The organism is Sphingobacterium sp. JUb56 (assembly GCF_014191365.1).
Taxonomy (GTDB): domain Bacteria; phylum Bacteroidota; class Bacteroidia; order Sphingobacteriales; family Sphingobacteriaceae; genus Sphingobacterium; species Sphingobacterium anhuiense.
Window position 1 is genome coordinate 1 of sequence record NZ_JACHWL010000001.1, and the last position, 17,661, is coordinate 17,661.

At 36.5% G+C, this 17,661-nt stretch carries 15 protein-coding genes and 1 tRNA gene; 7 read left to right on the plus strand and 9 right to left on the minus strand.

The genetic code is table 11. The annotated features are described in order from the left end of the window. The first annotated feature begins 124 nt into the window (after window positions 1-124). From FHR29_RS26500 to FHR29_RS00010, 4 genes are read left to right on the plus strand one after another with little or no spacing between them, the layout of a single operon-like run. Complete coding sequence (locus tag FHR29_RS26500; RefSeq protein WP_260291207.1) at window positions 125-532, plus strand: carboxypeptidase-like regulatory domain-containing protein; 408 nt, start codon at window positions 125-127, stop codon at window positions 530-532. Continuing rightward, on the plus strand, window positions 516-1,292 hold the full coding sequence (locus tag FHR29_RS26505; RefSeq protein WP_260291209.1) for a TonB-dependent receptor plug domain-containing protein: 777 nt from the start codon (window positions 516-518) through the stop codon (window positions 1,290-1,292). The genes FHR29_RS26500 and FHR29_RS26505 overlap by 17 nt, the downstream gene beginning before the upstream one ends. Further along, on the plus strand, window positions 1,202-3,235 hold the full coding sequence (locus FHR29_RS00005) for a SusC/RagA family TonB-linked outer membrane protein (protein ID WP_260291211.1): 2,034 nt from the start codon (window positions 1,202-1,204) through the stop codon (window positions 3,233-3,235). The genes FHR29_RS26505 and FHR29_RS00005 overlap by 91 nt, the downstream gene beginning before the upstream one ends. Before the next feature lie 31 nt (window positions 3,236-3,266). Further along, entirely contained in the window at window positions 3,267-4,757 is a 1,491-nt protein-coding gene (locus tag FHR29_RS00010) for a RagB/SusD family nutrient uptake outer membrane protein (protein WP_260291215.1), read from the plus strand. Between the two features lie 126 nt (window positions 4,758-4,883). Here the strand turns inward: FHR29_RS00010 and FHR29_RS00015 are convergent, their stop codons facing one another. Continuing rightward, window positions 4,884-5,714 (minus strand): hypothetical protein, encoded by an 831-nt coding sequence (locus tag FHR29_RS00015; RefSeq protein WP_183911718.1) that lies wholly within the window; start codon window positions 5,712-5,714, stop codon window positions 4,884-4,886. Window positions 5,715-5,961: 247 nt separating this feature from the next. After that, the gene (locus FHR29_RS00020; RefSeq protein WP_132845053.1) at window positions 5,962-6,726 is read right to left on the minus strand and encodes a helix-turn-helix domain-containing protein; all 765 of its coding nucleotides are present in this window, start codon (window positions 6,724-6,726) and stop codon (window positions 5,962-5,964) included. Window positions 6,727-6,813: 87 nt separating this feature from the next. On the opposite strand from FHR29_RS00020, the gene FHR29_RS00025 reads away from it, so the two are divergent. Further along, complete coding sequence (locus FHR29_RS00025) at window positions 6,814-7,959, plus strand: multidrug effflux MFS transporter (protein WP_183911719.1); 1,146 nt, start codon at window positions 6,814-6,816, stop codon at window positions 7,957-7,959. A gap of 295 nt (window positions 7,960-8,254) precedes the next feature. Here FHR29_RS00025 and FHR29_RS00030 read toward each other — a convergent pair whose 3' ends face one another. From FHR29_RS00030 to FHR29_RS00060, 7 genes are all read right to left on the minus strand, one after another. Further along, complete coding sequence (locus FHR29_RS00030) at window positions 8,255-8,620, minus strand: PleD family two-component system response regulator (protein WP_183911720.1); 366 nt, start codon at window positions 8,618-8,620, stop codon at window positions 8,255-8,257. 4 nt (window positions 8,621-8,624) lie between these two features. Continuing rightward, window positions 8,625-10,124: a PAS domain-containing sensor histidine kinase gene (locus FHR29_RS00035; protein WP_132845049.1), complete on the minus strand. Its 1,500-nt coding sequence runs from the start codon at window positions 10,122-10,124 to the stop codon at window positions 8,625-8,627. 914 nt (window positions 10,125-11,038) lie between these two features. Continuing rightward, window positions 11,039-11,620: a YdeI family protein gene (locus FHR29_RS00040; protein ID WP_183911721.1), complete on the minus strand. Its 582-nt coding sequence runs from the start codon at window positions 11,618-11,620 to the stop codon at window positions 11,039-11,041. 229 nt (window positions 11,621-11,849) lie between these two features. Beyond that, complete coding sequence (locus FHR29_RS00045) at window positions 11,850-12,896, minus strand: NAD(P)-dependent alcohol dehydrogenase (protein WP_183911722.1); 1,047 nt, start codon at window positions 12,894-12,896, stop codon at window positions 11,850-11,852. Between the two features lie 21 nt (window positions 12,897-12,917). Then, window positions 12,918-13,844 (minus strand): AraC family transcriptional regulator, encoded by a 927-nt coding sequence (locus tag FHR29_RS00050; protein ID WP_168127215.1) that lies wholly within the window; start codon window positions 13,842-13,844, stop codon window positions 12,918-12,920. Window positions 13,845-14,159: 315 nt separating this feature from the next. Further along, window positions 14,160-14,241: transfer RNA gene (locus FHR29_RS00055), tRNA-Leu, on the minus strand. 772 nt (window positions 14,242-15,013) lie between these two features. After that, window positions 15,014-15,580 carry a hypothetical protein gene (locus FHR29_RS00060; protein ID WP_168127216.1) on the minus strand — a complete coding sequence of 189 codons (567 nt, stop codon included), beginning with the start codon at window positions 15,578-15,580 and terminating at the stop codon, window positions 15,014-15,016. A gap of 271 nt (window positions 15,581-15,851) precedes the next feature. On the opposite strand from FHR29_RS00060, the gene FHR29_RS00065 reads away from it, so the two are divergent. Further along, on the plus strand, window positions 15,852-16,451 hold the full coding sequence (locus FHR29_RS00065; protein ID WP_168127217.1) for an RNA polymerase sigma factor: 600 nt from the start codon (window positions 15,852-15,854) through the stop codon (window positions 16,449-16,451). A gap of 111 nt (window positions 16,452-16,562) precedes the next feature. Continuing rightward, on the plus strand, window positions 16,563-17,588 hold the full coding sequence (locus tag FHR29_RS00070) for a FecR family protein (RefSeq protein WP_183911723.1): 1,026 nt from the start codon (window positions 16,563-16,565) through the stop codon (window positions 17,586-17,588). Window positions 17,589-17,661 lie beyond the last annotated feature (73 nt).

The following is a 17,661-nucleotide window of genomic DNA, read 5'->3' on the forward strand; positions in this document are numbered from 1 at the left end:
TTTACTTGCCACATAATAAAGACTACCTAATTAGTAGACTATTGATTTTCAATAAATATGAATAAAAATAGTGTCTATGTTATATGCTTTATAAGTGCAGTATTAAAATTCTAAACAGTATTACATGCAGTTAACAAACAAAATTTTTCCATTAGTAGCCACGGTATTAACCGTATCAAGTGTGAGCCAGCTCCAGGCACAACAACGCAATGTACAAGGTAAAGTTACAGATGCCACAACAGGAAAAGCACTAGCTGGAGTCAATGTTGTATTCACTGGACAGACTAGGGGAACAACAACCAATTTAAATGGCGAATTTACACTTCCTGTACAACAGGTTACCGACGCCACTATTGAGTTTTCCTACATTGGTTATGAGTCACAACGGGTAAAAGCCGATGGTTCTAATCTGACTGTCGCTTTGCAGGTCACCAGTCAAAACCTTGATGAGGTTGTTGTAGTGGCTTATGGTACTTCTAAGCGTGCGAATATTACCGGTTCAGTCAGCACGATCAATGCAAAAAGCAATTGAAAATAGACAGGTATCCAGTATTTCTAAAGCTTTGGAAGGTCAAGTACCCGGTTTACAGTCGGTCGCATCTTCTGGTCAGCCCGGTACCGATGCGGCGATCAGAATCCGCGGTATCGGTTCTATCAACGCCTCCAGTTCACCGTTATTTGTCGTGGACGGAAATCCATTTTCAGGAGATATCAACTCGATCAATCCCAATGATATTCAATCCGTTTCTGTTTTGAAAGATGCTGCTTCAAGCGCCTTATATGGATCTAGAGGTGCTAATGGTGTCATTATCATTACGACAAAAAGTGGTAAGTCTTCTGAAAATACGACGATCAATCTCAATTTTACCCAAGGTTATTCTGGAAGAGCGGTTCGTGACTACGATCAGGTATCTACGGATGATTATTTCCAAATGTATTGGGAGGCACTTCGTAATAAAAACCTTTCAAATGGCTTGACAGCCGCGCAGGCAGCAACAAATGCGACGAACAGTGTTATAACTGATCTGAATAAAAATCCATATGGGTCGGCATTTCCGCAGCCGGTAGGACTGGATGGGAAATTAGTTCCAGGAGCAAAAGCATTATGGAATGATCCATGGACCGATGTTTTGCAACGTACAGGTGTGCGTACACAAGGAGATTTAAGTTTCAGTGGTGGTGGTCCTAAAAATACCTATTTATGTCCGGGAGTTATTTGGATGATCAGGGTATTGCAATTGAATCAGGTTTCAAACGGTATAATGTACGTGCCAATATCGATGGAAAGATGAAATCCTGGTTAAATGCAGGTCTCAATATAGCAGGTAGCAGTACACAGCAGAAATATCCGCAATCCGAAGATAGCAACACCGCTAATATTATCAATTTTTCCCGCTTAGTACCTTCTTTTTATCCTTACTACGAGCGTGCAGCAGACGGTTCTTATGTGCTGGATGAAAACGGAAATAAAATATATGATTTTGGACTTTACCGTCCGAGTGGCGCTACTCCAAAGAACAATCTGGCAGCTTCACTGCCTTTAGATAAAAATGATATCCGAAGAGAAAATGTTGCCGCTAGAGCCTACCTTGAGGCTGTTTTTTCAAAAGATCTGAAATTCCGATCTACTTATAGTCTAGACTATATCAATAGTAATACCCATAATTATACCAATCCTACGGTTGGTTTTGGTGTCGATACAAAAGGATCTGTGTCCAAATCCAATGTACGAACAGTAGGACAAACTTGGAACAATATTTTAACGTTTGATAAGCAGTTTGACCTACATCACTTGAATGTATTGGCAGGTCAGGAATATTATGATTTCAACAGTTCCAATATGAGTGGTAGTCGTCAGGGATTTGTACTTCCAGGATTTTACGAACCGGTCGCAGCGTCGCAATTGAATAATTTTACAGGATCTAGCGTCGATTACAGCTTATTGAGTTTCCTTGGACGTGCCGAATATAACTATGATAACCGTTATTATTTCTCGACCTCATTACGTACCGATGGATCATCCCGTTTTGCACCTGAAACCCGTTGGGGAACTTTCTGGTCAGTGGGCGGTTCATGGAAAATTGCGCAGGAAAATTTCTTGAAAGATGTTTCAGCTCTTAATCAGTTAACCTTGAGAGCTAGTTATGGAGGCCAGGGTAATGACAACTTGGGAACTTACTATGCTTACCAAGGCTTATATACTATTTCCAATAGTTTAGGTGAAGGCGGAACGGTTACAAGCCGATTGCCAACACCAGATCTGAAATGGGAGACAAACTTGAACTTTAATGTGGGTTTGGATGTTGCTGCTTTTAAAAATCGAGTTTCATTAAGTGTGGAATATTTTAATCGCCAAAGTAAAGATCTGTTATTTACAATGCCGATGCCTTATTCGAGCGGTTATTCAGGTTATGATGCCAATATTGGATCACTTCGAAATAGAGGATTCGATATCGATATACACACGATCCCAGTACTGACTGAAAACTTCAGATGGAACTTGGATGTGAATCTATCTCATTATACCAATAAAATCACCTCGTTGCCAAATAATAACAAAGATATCATTACGGGCACACGTGCATTACGAGTTGGTGGTACGATCTATGATTTCTTTATGCCGGAATGGGCGGGTGTAAATCCTGAAAATGGATTACCTCAATGGTATGTGGCCGATCAGGACGGGAAAAAAACAGATCAAAAAACATCTGAGTATACTAAAGCTGGATTTTTTGATGCCGGAAGCTCATTGCCTGATTTAATAGGTGGTGTAAGCAATAGCTTTAGTTATAAGAATTTTGATTTATCTGCTTTGGTCAGCTTCAGTTTAGGTGGACAAGTATTGGATAACGATTATATCCAGTTGATGCATACCGGAAATAATGTGGGAAGAGCGTGGAGTGTTGAAATGTTGAATCATTGGACACCAGAAAATACAGCTACAAACGTCCCAAAGTTGACCACAGATAATTTAAACTGGACTTCAACCTCCACACGCTTTTTATATGATGCAACGTATGCGCGTTTAAAGAATGTGAGTTTAGGCTATAGTTTACCTGGAGATTTAATCCGACGAATTGGACTCGGTAAATTACGCGTATTTGCAACAGCAGAAAACTTGCTAACTTTTTATGGACATCAAGGAATGGATCCGGAGCAGACATTAAATGGAGCTACTTATTTCCGGTACCCGGCTATGCGTACCATTTCAGGAGGTTTACAGCTTGTTTTTTAATGTTTAGGCAATCATATAAAAATAAAACAGTATGAATATGAAATTAAAATCTACCTATATACTTTTGGCAGTTTCCTTACTCGGTACATCTTGTAAAGATGTCTTGGACACGAATCCGACAACTGCCGTCGCTGAGTCCGAGATTTATAAAACGACCGCGAATGTTGAAACGGTTATTAATGGAACTTGGAAATACCTCAATGATACGTTTTTCACGTATGCCAATCCGGGCTACTCAGCTATTTTGCGTACCAGTGATGCCATGGGGAGTGACGTTGCTTTGACGACAAAATACGGATATCGCGATGCTTATACATTTTCAGAACTCAATAATAACCGATCTTACCGCATTAACTCTTTCTGGACTTTGCTTTATAAAGTCATCGATAATGCCAATAATGTAGTGGCTAAAGTCGATGGGGCTGAAGGCAGGATAGAAGATAAGAATCGGTTAAAGGGACAGGCAAAAGCACTTCGTGCATTTGCTTATCTAAATCTAGCCTCTTTTTATCAGTTCAGCTACCAGAAAGATAAAAATGCGTTAACAGCACCGATTTATACTGAACCAAGCACCACAGCGACCAAAGGAAATCCGCGAGCAAGTCTACAGCAACTTTACGATCAAATTTTAAGTGACTTAAAAGATAGCCAAACACTTCTTGAAGGATATACCCGTACCGAGAAATATAAGATCAATCAGAATGTAGTTCAAGGTTTATTGGCACGTACCTATCTGCAGGTGGGTGAATGGAAGCTAGCAGCTGAGGCTGCAGAAAAAGCAAGAAGTACTTACAATCTTATGGGTGCAGCTGATTATCAGGCAGGGTTCAATGATCTTGGGAATTCAGAATGGATATGGGGACATAAGCAGACTACTGAACAAAGCAATGCTAGTTATACCTTCCATTATTTAGACGTATCCTCCGATGCATCTTATTATTTCAGCTTTATGGCAGATCCTTATTTTAAGAATTTATTTGACGAAAGCGATACGCGCTACAGTTTATTCGAGTGGGATCCATTGGCTGGACGTGAAGGGTTTTTAAGATATAAAAAATTCAAATTTAAACCCAACGTGATCGGAGATATCGTATATATGCGTTCTTCCGAGATGGTATTGATTGAAGCCGAAGGTTATGCGCGCGCAGGGCTGCAGGACAAAGCCATTGCTGCATTAAACACATTGCGTACAGCCCGTCAAGCAAAACTTTATGATGTGAGCCAAGGGAAAAACTTAATTGAAGAGATCTTGATAGAACGACGTAAAGAACTTTGGGGAGAAGGCTTCGCTTTATCGGATATTATTAGAACGCAAGGAAAAGTACAGCGTAAATTGTTTATTGATGAAACAGGTAAACCAATCCAGGTTTCGATCAAAACAGCAAATGGAGGTACTAAACTTGTTAATGGACAGGGACATCGCGTAGTGAAATTTCCGGATGGATCTAATTTCGTCGCTAATAGCCCATATTATCTATTCACTATTCCAAACGAAGAAATTGTTAGAAATCCTAATTTATAATATGAATTGCTTTTTAATAAAAATAGGCCTCTTACAGTAGTAAGGGCCTGTTTTTTTATTACTTATTTCACGCTCATTTTTAATCTTTCTGATTACATAATATTATATACTTTCAGTCAACTATAATTATTTTAGAGGTACTCGTTTGGCTAATGTTTTTAATGCTCCTTTATAAGAATCGACTCCGCCAAGAAAAGGTTTTCTTGTGTCCGAAAACAGTTGCCTTCCAGTCGCATCATAAATAGTCATTAAAACTTTTGTGTCATAATTTGTACTGGTGTAGCTGTTGTTTGATTGGACAACAGTACCCTTCGTTTTATTATCTTTTTTCTTGTCATCATAAGATGCTACCCCAGATCCATAGCTGAATGTTCCTTTATTTTCAATATCATAAACCCCTAATACTACATAATCTACACCTAATAGTTTTGCTAATTCTTCCGGTGTATGATTGGCAATATCAGCGAGATTAATACCTGCTTTAGAAAGGGTAGCGTTGGTCGTCCTTGAATCTTGCATCTGAATAGAAAGTGATCGTGATCTCAAAGCATCGACACAGGCCTGCTGCACTTCCCGTCTCATCACATCGGTGGTAAGACCTTGGTCATTACTGGCAATTTCAAATGGAATAACAGCAAGTCTGTTCCCGCCCTGTATAGCGCTAGATTGTAATGCTGTTGCATTTACTGTACTGCTGGGATTACCAGCTGACCTAAAGGATTCTTCTCTTCCATTGGCAAATACAATTTTATCAATTAAAGATTTTTTAAGTTCGTATTGTAACTCCTCACCGGTATAAGAAAACTTGATGATTTCGTCCCCAATCGTGATGACTTTTCCTTTTTTCTGTCCACCGTCCATCAGATAGATGACATCTTCTTTTTGCTGTGCAATAGTTGTGGTGGCGCATATCAGTAAAGTGAAGAGATAAATTGTAAATTTTAAAATGTGTTTCATAGTCAAGTTAGATTAATTTTGCCTGCTTATAATTTGCTATCGTAAATATTGCCTGTTAAGCGAGCTTAAAAGATTAACAAATAGCCATTAGAAATGGTTTTTAATCTATCAAATTATCTGATTCAAAACAGAAATGCAATGGCTGGAAAAGCAGCTTAAAAGAGTTAAAAGAAAATTGAAAGAGGTCATTACATTTTGACATCAATAGGTTGATCTACTAAGTCTTTTGGCTCTTTTAGATTTAAAATTATAAATATTGATTTGGCGTTTTTCGCAGATATTTTTTAAAGAATTCTATAAATGCACTCGGGCTAGAAAAATCTAATTCATGAGCCGTCTCGTTCACATTTCTACCATTGGTTAATAATTCTATTGATTGATGCAGCCTCCATTGTTGCCTCCAGTCCTGATAAGACATGCCTGTTTCTTTCATAAAAATGCGTCCAATTGTTTTTTCAGTTATCCCGATTTCTAACGCAAATTTCTTCATTAGCGGAGGTTTTGACTTCCCTATATTCCATTGGTCTATATAGGGTTGAAATCTTGGATCCGATGGCTCTACTAAAGTTAAGTTTTCACGGGATGCGTTCTGAAATTCTTCAAAAAAAACAGCTGTTATATTTTTCTGATTGTTCCAGAGCATATCCCAAGGCCAATACGATATGCGTTCAATAACCTCTCGTAATAAAGGGCTGATATTCATAATTATTAGTTCATCGGGTAAATTTTTAAACTTACTGGGATCAAAATATATAGAACGATAAGCGACTGTATTTCTAATCGTAACGCTATGTAATACATTTGGTGGAATCCATGCCGCCATTGTGGGCGGTAATAAACTCTGTGTACTATCTGTTCGTATTGACATGCATCCGCTTGGAGCATATAATAGTTGGGCTTTTTGATGTTTGTGGCTTCCTGAATCATGAGCATTCAGTTCTGACGCAATACCAATTACAGCAGCATCTATTTTGTCGGGATCAAAGTAATCATCTTTAGCTATGTATGTCATTGTCTTGATATTGATATTTTTTGTCTTAATACCAATAACAAGATACGATAAATCATGTGTTATTTTGCAAAATAATTAAAGTGAAAAATGAAAAATAAACCAAATTTAATGCTATTAATCATCTTGATTATGTTTCCACAATTTGTCGAAACAATTTATAGCCCTGCATTACCCGGTATCGCACAAGCTTTTCAGGTAAGCAATCAGCAGGCGTCGTTAACCCTATCATTTTACTTTATTGCTTTCGCATTTGGTGTAATCTTTTGGGGCATATTATCCGATATAATAGGGAGAAGAAGTGCTATGATCTGGGGACTATTTTCTTATGCAATTGGAGCTGTTATGGCACTATTAACCAGGGATTTCAATATGATATTAATCGCTCGGGTAGTCGCTGCTTTTGGAGCTTCCGTAGGTTCTATTATAACACAGACTATCCTTCGGGATGTATATCGAAAAGAAGAACTTGGTTACGTTTTTTCTATTATTGGAATTGCGCTCTCTTTAAGTCCTATTATCGGTTTTATAACAGGAGGTTATATGACTGAAAGCTTTGGATATCAGGGTGTATTTATGGTAGTTTTGTTAGTTGCGGTATTGTTGTTAATCAATGCTATTAAGTTTTTGCCTGAAACAAAAGCGCCTATTAAACAAGACCGTCCGAAAATTGGAGCAGTTTTGAGAGAATTATTAAGTGATCGGATGATCTGGTTAAGTGCACTATTGGTAGCCTTATTCAATATCATGTTATTTAGTTACTATTCTCTAGCCCCATTTATATTTGAGCACTCCGGCTATAGTCCTACACACTTTGGATATAGCGGTATCGTACTTGCCATTGGTTCATTAGCTGGGGGGGTACTGAATAAAAAACTTATTCATTTAAATTTTTCTGCATATAGATTGATTTATATTTCATCGGCGATTTCTATAATCGGTGCAGTAGGCACCTTTATATTGCAGGGCAGTCTATGGTTTTTATTTCCCATGCTTTTCATACTGATTGCATTTAGTATTGCAATACCCAATATATTAAGTCAGGCACTTATTAAGTATAAGGATGTTGTTGGAACTGCGGGAGCCCTCTTTGGATTACTCTATTATACACTTATCGGTTTAGGTCTTACAGTATCAGGGTGGATTCAAGATTTTGGTTTAGTTCTTATAATTTCGTCTATATTAGCCATATTATTTGCTGGCGCATATAAAAAATCCGCCTCACGCACGCATTAGCACTATTGAAAAAATAGTTACTTTTGGCCCATATCAGATCTAGTCAAGTGAATAAATTATTATGAAGAAAATAGCTTTTTTACAGATACACATTTAGGTCAGTAAGTTAATGTAGTACATGACGGTTTAGGTTCTGAAAAAATGAATTATCGGCAAGAGCCAGATACACATAAAGAAAATTTCACTAAAAAGATTTTGAATATTGATCACTGCATCAGCTAAAAATCATTTCATTGGCATGTCCAGTGAATGTTCCTATATCTAACATCGCGATTATCAAAATTGGGTTTTACTATTAATTTGACAATAAATTGTTCACTTCCGATATGATTTCGTTGAGATCAAAAGGTTTTGCTAGAAAGCTGTCAGCTCCCGCTTCCATGGCGATCTTATTTCCATCTCCACTCGCAGATATCACAATAACAGGTAACTTTTTTATCTCCGGATTATCCCGAATTATTTTTAAAATCTCATCCCCCGGTAAGATGGGCATCCAAAGGTCCAGCAATAGCAGATCGGGCGATTGCATTAAAATTTCATTAATAATATGAATACTATTGATCTGTGGCAAAACCTCAAACCCTTCAATCTCCAGTAACATCTGGAGCACATCAAGTATTCCTTGATCATCATCACAAATCATTATCTTTTTCTTATCCATAGCATTAATTTTTTATGACCGGTAACGTAAAATTAAAGGTCGATCCTTCGCCAACTTCACTCTCTACCCATAACGTTCCTTTATGATTCACGATAATTTCATGAGAAACATATAGTCCGATTCCTAATCCGGGATATTTCTTTTGAATATTACTTGCTCTAAAAAACCTTTCAAAGATTTTGATCTTATCTTGGTGGCTGATACCCATTCCAAAATCTTTAACCGAAATTTTTACAAAATTTCCGACAGTATTGATGTAAACTTCGATATTTTTAGATCCTGGAGCATACTTGATTGCATTTGAAATTAAGTTGTTGAACACCTGTAAAATCTGCATTTCATCACCAAGTACAGAGGCATTTGTACATCCGGAAAATGAGATCTCATACTCAGGATTAACAACAGATAGGTTTTCAATTGCTTCTTTTATAGTTTTATCAATTTCAAAAGGTTCTAGATGTAGTTCTATATTGCCGGAATGAATTTTTGATGTGTCCAGTAATTTAGAGATCAGCTTATTTAGTTTTTCAATATATATAGAAACTTTATCAAGAGAGGTTGTGAACTGATCTGGGTTTTTAGCAGGATCCATACGCTGAAGTAGTTGTATCAGACTTTTTATTGTCGTTAACGGTGTCTTCAGTTCATGGCTTGCTATAGAAAGAAAATCATCTTTTCTGCGGTCCAACTCTTTTTTATCTGTAATATCCTCTATAGCAATGAGTATTCTATCCTTGTACTGTCCTTCAAACTCTATTCTATAAGCATTAAGAAGCATCACTTTTTTTCCAATATGTTGAAAATGATGCTCGACTTCATAATCGGTGACCGGATTATTTGTTGGCAATATTTTCGTTAAGAGATCTTTTAAAGTATCAATGTCCCATTGATGGTTTCCGAGTTCGAAAAGTACTTTCCCGACAGTCTCTTCCTGAGTCACTTTAAATGAACTTAGGAAATGATTATTGGCGCTCAAAACAACATAGTTCGAATCGAGAACTAATAAGCTTTCCCGAACCGTTTGAATGATACTGGATAAAAAAGCTTCTTTTCCCATCAGCTCTTTCGTGCGTTGCTGTATTTTTTCCTCTACAGATGATTTCTCTTCACGCAAATCATACTCTACCTTTTTCCGATCTGTTACATCATTTTGCACTCCGATAAAGTGGGTGATCATTCCATCATCATTTTTAACAGGAGATATGAACAGTTCATTCCAGAACAATTGACCATTCTTTCGGTAGTTTCTAATTTCAACCTTACATTCTTTCCCATCTCTTATACTTTCTTTAATAAGTTGTCGCTCAGCTTGCGATCTGTCTTGTGCTTGTAAAAAGCGACAGTTGTGACCTATTATTTCATCCTTGTTGTAGCCAGATATTTTTTCAAACGCGCTGTTACAATATATGATAGGATTATCGGGCTGCAAATTATCTGTGATAATAATACCCGAGTTTGCCGAATTTAAGGCTTGAAGATATATGTTGAGATTCTCATTTATCATAAAATTTATTTTCGTTACATGAAGTCTTTATCAGGATGTGTAGACTTCATTTCAAAATATATTAATTATAGAATCAATTTTACAAATACTATGCCTTTACAAGCAACTTATTTTTTATAATTTTCTACAAGCGGATCATTTACGGTGCATTAAACCTTCCCGATAATCATCTTATTTAAAGATGCCTTACCATCATTTAGTGGACTTTATTTAGGTTTTAACGGTTAAAAATAAGTGAATTAAGTTTTTTATATCCATCCAATGGAAAGATAATTTATAACAAATTAGCATTGTCGATCAAACAGTATTTTTTGAATGAATATAACGTAGTGTTGTAGTAATAAACCGTAGAAATTCGTGAAGGCTAGGTATTTTTTGATTGTTCTTTACATGCCATAAGGAAATACGAATTTATTACATTTCGTTGTTAAAGATGATTTAAAAATGATGTTTTAATTGCGTTGGAAATTTAATTCCCTGCTCTATGTAATTTATAAATCGATCTTCTTGTTTAACTTATACGTTCAGCGTTCATCTCCAGGCCTTTGTCACAAATTGAATAAAATCAAAAGGGCCTAATTTTCATTAGACCCTTTATCTTGGCGTTCAACTGCACAGTAATTTTATGTTTCTTATCGTTTCCTCTTTTTTGTTTCATCATCCAAATGGTTTTGGGACAATTGGACTTTATTACTGTACTACGTCATTTATCGTTTTATACTTAATTAAAAGTATGTTTACTACTGATTTGTACTAGATGAACACCTGTCTTCAGAAAAAGTTCAAATAATTTTAAATATTTTTTATTTTAAGGATTTTCTAAATTAATTACACATATTACTTGTGTGCCTTTTTGTATATCATAGAAAGTATTCCGAATATCCAACCAGATATTTTTAAAAATTATAGCTGTTCTATCGAAGGTGTTTCGGCTTTAAATTTTGTTCTGCTGATTCGACGATTTCAGTAATTCTTTTTTGTCGCACCTGCGGTTGTCTGGCAAGAACAATCCATTGTAAAATAGCTTTCTTTACTGATTTGCTTAAACTTACATAGAATGCTTTAGCATGAGATTTAGTTGCAAATGCGACTTCCAGATCTTTTGGAATAATCAATTCTTCCACCTCATCCAGTAATATCCACGAACCATTTTCTTTTGCGATTTCTATGCTCTTATGACCAGCATCGTGCATCAGTCCGCTGTCAATAAGGTCGAGCACTTTTTGTTTATTGATTTTGGACCAAGTGCTTTTAGGTTTACGTTTACTAAAATATTGATGAGAAGTTTCGTTGTCTACAGAAATCTTTTTACTGTCAATCCATCCAAAGCAAAGTGCAACATCAACCGCCTCACTCCAGGTAATCGATTTTTTTTCAGAACTTTTTTTATGAAAAACAATCCATACAGCCTGTTTTGTCTGATGGTTTTCCATTAACCATTCGCGCCAGGCTCTACTATCAATAGGATAAAATATTTCTATTTCTTGCATCATCATTTAAAACGATTGTTTCAGGTTCTATTGCTCCAATATCGAGCGACTTATTATACCTTAAATGTAAACATAAACTTAATTGTACAGTTGCATTTTATTTGAAAAATAGAAAAAATGATGATTAGTCGCATTGTTTATACCTAAAACTCTTGCTGATTAATACATTATAAATCAGCAAGAGTTGTTTCATAAGAGGTACAGTTTATGTAGGTAAAGCAGTATCTGTTATTGATTATAGCGTTGCCATATCAATGACAAAACGGTACCGAACATCACCTTTTTCCATCCGCTTATATGCTTCATGAATATCTTTAATATCAATCAGTTCAATATCTGATACAATATTATGTTCAGCACAGAAATCTAACATTTCCTGCGTTTCTTTAATACCGCCTATACCCGAGCCGGCTAGACTTTTACGTCCATCCAGTAGTGCAAATGGTGGTATTTGAGAAGGAACTGCAGGAATTCCAACACAAATATGAGTTCCATTTGTGCGTAGGAGAGACAAATATGATGCGATATCATGTTCTGCACTGACGGTATCTAATATAAAATCAAATGTTCCTTTAGCCGCTTCAAACTGTTCAGGATCTGTTGTTACAACAAAATGGTGGGCACCTAATTTTTTAGCATCAGCTTCTTTTTTAGGTGAAGTACTGAGCACCGTAACATCAGCACCAAATGCCACAGCAAATTTCACTCCCATATGGCCTAAGCCACCTAATCCTAAAATAGCCACTTTGTGACCTTTTCCCACTTTCCAGTGGCGTAGGGGAGAATACGTAGTTATGCCAGCGCATAATAAAGGGGCTATTGCAGCTAAATCTAACTTATCAGACACATGTAGAACAAAATCTTCGTTAACGACAATTGTTTTAGAATAACCACCATAAGTAGGCATACCATCCGTGTATGGATTTACACCATTGTATGTTTGTACGTTACCATTTTTACAATACTGCTCCAATCCATCCTTGCAATTTTCACAATCTCTACAAGAGTCTACCATACATCCTGTTCCTGCTAAATCCCCGATTTTGAATTTCGTGACTTCAGCTCCTATTTGGACAACCTTACCTACGATTTCATGCCCCGGTACCATGGGAAATAAACCTTCAAACCAATCATTATTAATCTGATGTAGATCCGAGTGACAAACCCCACAAAATAAAATATCAAATTGTACGTCTTTAGGCCCCAGTTCACGACGTTCAAAATTCCATTCGGCAAGCTCAGCACCAGCCTGCTGAGCCGCATATCCTTTCGTTGTAATCATAGATTCTGTTTTTTATATAAATTAATGTTTTATTTGATAGCTTTTTCTAAACGCTTGCGGAGTTAAGCCTATATTTTTCTTAAAAAATTGATTGAAATTTGATTGATCTGCAAAACCGATGCTAAACCCTATCTCTTGTAAACTCCAGTCAGATTGTATCAATAAAGCTTTGCTCTCTTCCAGCAAACGATTTTTAATGTGCGTACTCACATTTTGCCCCGTATACTTTTTTAATATCGCATTTAAGTAATTAGGATGTATAGATAGCGAGTTCGCAAATTCTTTAGCTGTTTTAATACGCACCGGATTATGCCTATTGATATCCGAAGCCTCAGCTTCCAATAATTGAAAAAAATCGTGAATCTGTCTATATTCTTCACTTACAATATCAGGTTTTGGAAAATTAGCAAACTGTAAACTTTCAATCATTACCATTTGCATATACGTTTGTAAGCGGTCCTCCGTCATGCCATCCTGATCTTCATATTGTTTAAGCATAATGGCGAACCAATGATTTAAAGAGTCTAGATCATTTTCGCCCAATCGAATGACATTTTTCTCTATTTTACTAAACAGTTCATATTTTTCCATTGCAACCTTTAAGATCGGCTGTTCATCCAGATAACGTTTTTTAAACAAGACGTAATATCCGTCAGAATCATCAGAAAGATTCTTCCAGGAGATAATTCCATTCGGATGCAGAAAGATAATTGTCGGCTTATCGATGTAATATGTGTGTGTACCGATAGTAAGAATGCCTGTTCCTTTAGAAATATATAATATTTTATAAAAGTCCCTGCGATGTGGAGACAGATAATTTTTACAAGGATCCTCTTTTCGGCTCACCACACGGATATTCCAATTCTCAAAATAAGCATGGCTTACCGGTAAGAAATCCGCTGAGTTTCGTAGCAAATCTACCTTTTCGATATCCGAAGTTTTCAACATAATGAGCTATTAAATATTTTATAGAATACAAATGTACCGCTTGTCTTTTTCAAAATATTATGATTTACTTTCTGTTTTTTATGAAAATCAAAGGTCACATCAAAACAAGATCCTGATAAGTGAAAATCAATATAGATGCGCCATAGCTAATTTAAATAATATTTAAGATAGTTGCTCTATTTCATTATCGGGAAGATCAGTATGTACTCCCATTTCTTCAAAATGTTGGGGTCAATAAAAGCTGGAGGATTTGATGTTTCAGATTGGAGTATAAAAAAAATCCTTCTGAACTATTCAGTTCAGAAGGATATCAAGTGCGGAAGAAGGGACTCGAACCCCCACGCCTTGCGGCGCCAGATCCTAAGTCTGGTGCGGCTACCAATTACGCCACTTCCGCATTAGGATTTCTTTGATGTCGCAAATATAAAAACGAAACCTATACTTTGCAAGTATTCTGCTCTTATTCGTTATGGCCGATACAGATGATGCTGTTTATGAGCAGAATATTTTTTTAGCAAATTCATTTTTTTGTTGTTTACAATTCTATTTTAGCTTGATGATAATAAACATCAAGCTTTGAAAATATGATTTTATTTTGAAGCTTTTGCTCCCCAAAGCACCCAAATTAATCGAAAACTAGATTCATTTAATGTTCTGTATCCATATTGTTTTTTTTTATAAAGCTGTTTGATATATAAAACAGCTACTATTAGCGGGTTAAGAATCTTGGTAAATGGGTTTAAATAGCCTAATTTTTATTTTAATATATTCATTTATAGGTTTTTGTAAAAGTGTGATAGCGATGTGAAATATCTTTTTTCTTTGATTATTTATTTAATGTTAATCTTTACCACAGAAATAATTGAGATATGTTTATGCTTTGCTGATGGTGACAATAGGACCATCGATTGGTAGTGCATATTACTTTTTTGATTATTAAATGAAATTTCAATTGTATGTTCATAATGGTACAGTTGAATTCACCTCAACAGGGATTAACGTGATCCTTGTTGAGTTCATTTTCTTTAAATATTATTGAACATCGATATTTGTGGTCACAAAATATCCTTCTAGCATGTAATTAATAAAAGGCGTCGATCAAATATTAGTACTGTATCTTTTGCATGAATTGCATAAAATCAAAAGAGTTTTAAAGTAAGGATGATGCTTTACTTAGCATTATCCCAAGGTTTAAAATCTGATGAGATCGGTTTTGTCAGATCAAATTCGACTGAAAAAACCCGTTCCGAACCTATTCGCCTGAGGTTGTAAGAAAACTTAGTTTCATTAATTGTTACCCACCAGACATTAAAAGCAGCGTAGTCGATTAGTTCTTCGGTTGCTGCATCAGCAGGAAATAGCTGCATCTCAGCTGTTCCTTCGTTGGTTGCGGTCCCACCATAAAAAGTGATATTGTCTGGATTTCCATCTGGCTTTCTATGATCATGTTTTAGCTCTACAAGATTATTATTCAAGGAGAAGATCCAGGTACGTGATTTGTCGTCCCCTACAAAGAAGGGAACCTTGACTTCACTGTCACTATAGCGCATTACCTGCATCAACAAACGTTTGCCGGTAAACCCGTCACCTTCCTTTCCGCCAGCAATAATAGTTCCTTCATAATAATTACCTAAATGTGTTTTAAAAGCTTGTATAAAAGCTTTTGAATTTGATTCCTGAGCATTCGATACGCTGATAACGAAATACGCAATGACGAAGAATAGGGATTTTTTCATATATATTAATGACGGTAATTACAATCTTATTATAAGGCTTTACTGCTGATTGCTGTATGAGAGATTCACAGTTTCATTCATAACAGTAATTTATTTTGAATCCTATAAAAGTACAAAAAATAGCTTGATATTGGCAGTATATTTAACACTTAGAAAATATCGATGAGCGATTTTGAGGTTCATAAATTTTTCACCTATCCTTAATACTCAATTTATATTAAAGCGAGATATTTGCTACAGATGAAACACCTTTGATCTAAAGAGTATACCTGTGAAAACAATAGACGAAATTCTATTAAAACGCCTTGTTGATGCTGATTACAGTGCTTTTAACGAGATTTATGACCATTATTGGAACCTGCTTCTTCGTATTGCCATTAAGAAAATAGGAGATGTTGATTTGAGCATGGATATCGTGCAAGATCTTTTTGTGGACCTTTGGCAAAGACGGCACACCATTACCATTCATACCGGATTACGGGCATACCTCATTTCGGCCTTATATCATAAACTCTTTCAGCATTTTAGAAAGCAAGGGATCCATGAAAAACATATTGACCAATATAAGTTATTAATACACGACGGTTTGCAAGAAATATTCACTGTGAATGGCTACGAAGAAAACTATACCCATGTTTTAGTTGCCATCGAACAGTCTATAGAAGATATGCCAGATCGCATGCGCGTCGTCTTTAATTTGAAATATCAGCGTAGTCTCAGTAATCTTGAAATCGCAGAACAATTAGGGATATCACTTCAGACAGTTAAAAATCAATTAAGCAAAGCATTGACACTTGTGCGCACACACATGCAACAGCAACAGTTAAATCCGATGGTCTATTTGTCGGTTTCATTATTATTGTTCTTCTAATCGGGTTTGTTGTACCGTTGTAGATCTGTCTTTTTATTTAAAATAAACTTAACATAAACTTCATGCATTTTGCATGGTACGATCTCTTGGTTATCGCAACTATTAGGATGTATGCAAGATAGAAAAAGAGAACTGGAAGAGTTGATCAATAAATATTCGGAGGGACGGCTTACTGATCTAGAGCGTGGACACTTAATGAAGTGGATGCGCGAATTGGATCTTTCGAACAAAGAGCAGATTGATATGAATCAGTCCTATCGTAAAATGAAAGAACAGATAGATTCCCGTTTACTCCTGCCGGAGGTAGACGTCCAAAAGGCTGGTCATTCCTGGCAACTTTTGGGACAGGTGGCAGCAGTCTTGCTTTGTTGTCTTTCTTTGGGCTGGTATCTAGTAGACCCAGATCGTATTCATGAACCGCAGAAAGTTGCATACAGCACAATCATGCCATCTTTGATAAAGCCAATCAATAAGGTCTTTACGGTGTCTAAGGACAGTTTAGTAGTATTGGAAGATGGTACTCGCGTTCATCTTTTGGCCAATTCGACGATGACTTGGACGCAACCCTTTCCGGATGACTGCCGTGCAATTCAATTGCAGGGAAAAGCATTTTTTGAAGTGGCTCACGATCATGAACGTCCATTTACTGTTCTAGCAAGCAATATTCTAACAACAGCGCTAGGAACCTCTTTCTGGGTTGTGCAGGACAATAAAAGTGCAAAACCCAAAATACGCCTGGTGACCGGACGGGTTTCCATCAAAGAGAAAACAGCAGATGGCGCAGTACGCTTACTTGCATTTTTGACTCCTGGGCAGTCGTGGAAAGAAACGGTAGCACCGGCTAGACAGCGCGATCGTCATCCGGAAGTAGAGGAGCAAATAGTGGAAGCAGCAGTCATCGACACGCTGACTTTTCATCATAAACCTTTAGAAGAAGTCTTGCCTGCCTTAGCATCATTATACCATACAACGATTCGCTTTTCTTCAAAAGAAGTTTCAGGGCTTTCATTTTATGGTACTTATACAAAAGATGATGATATCGCACAGATCTTACAGACAATCTGCTTTGCCAATGATTTAGAGATGACGTTTAATGCTGCAACCAATACCTATGCGATTACAAAAGTAAGCCAGTAAAAAAATAAAAAATAACCAGCAGCACCCTACGAAAAAGAGGGAGCCTGGACATATTATGCACAATTATTAATGA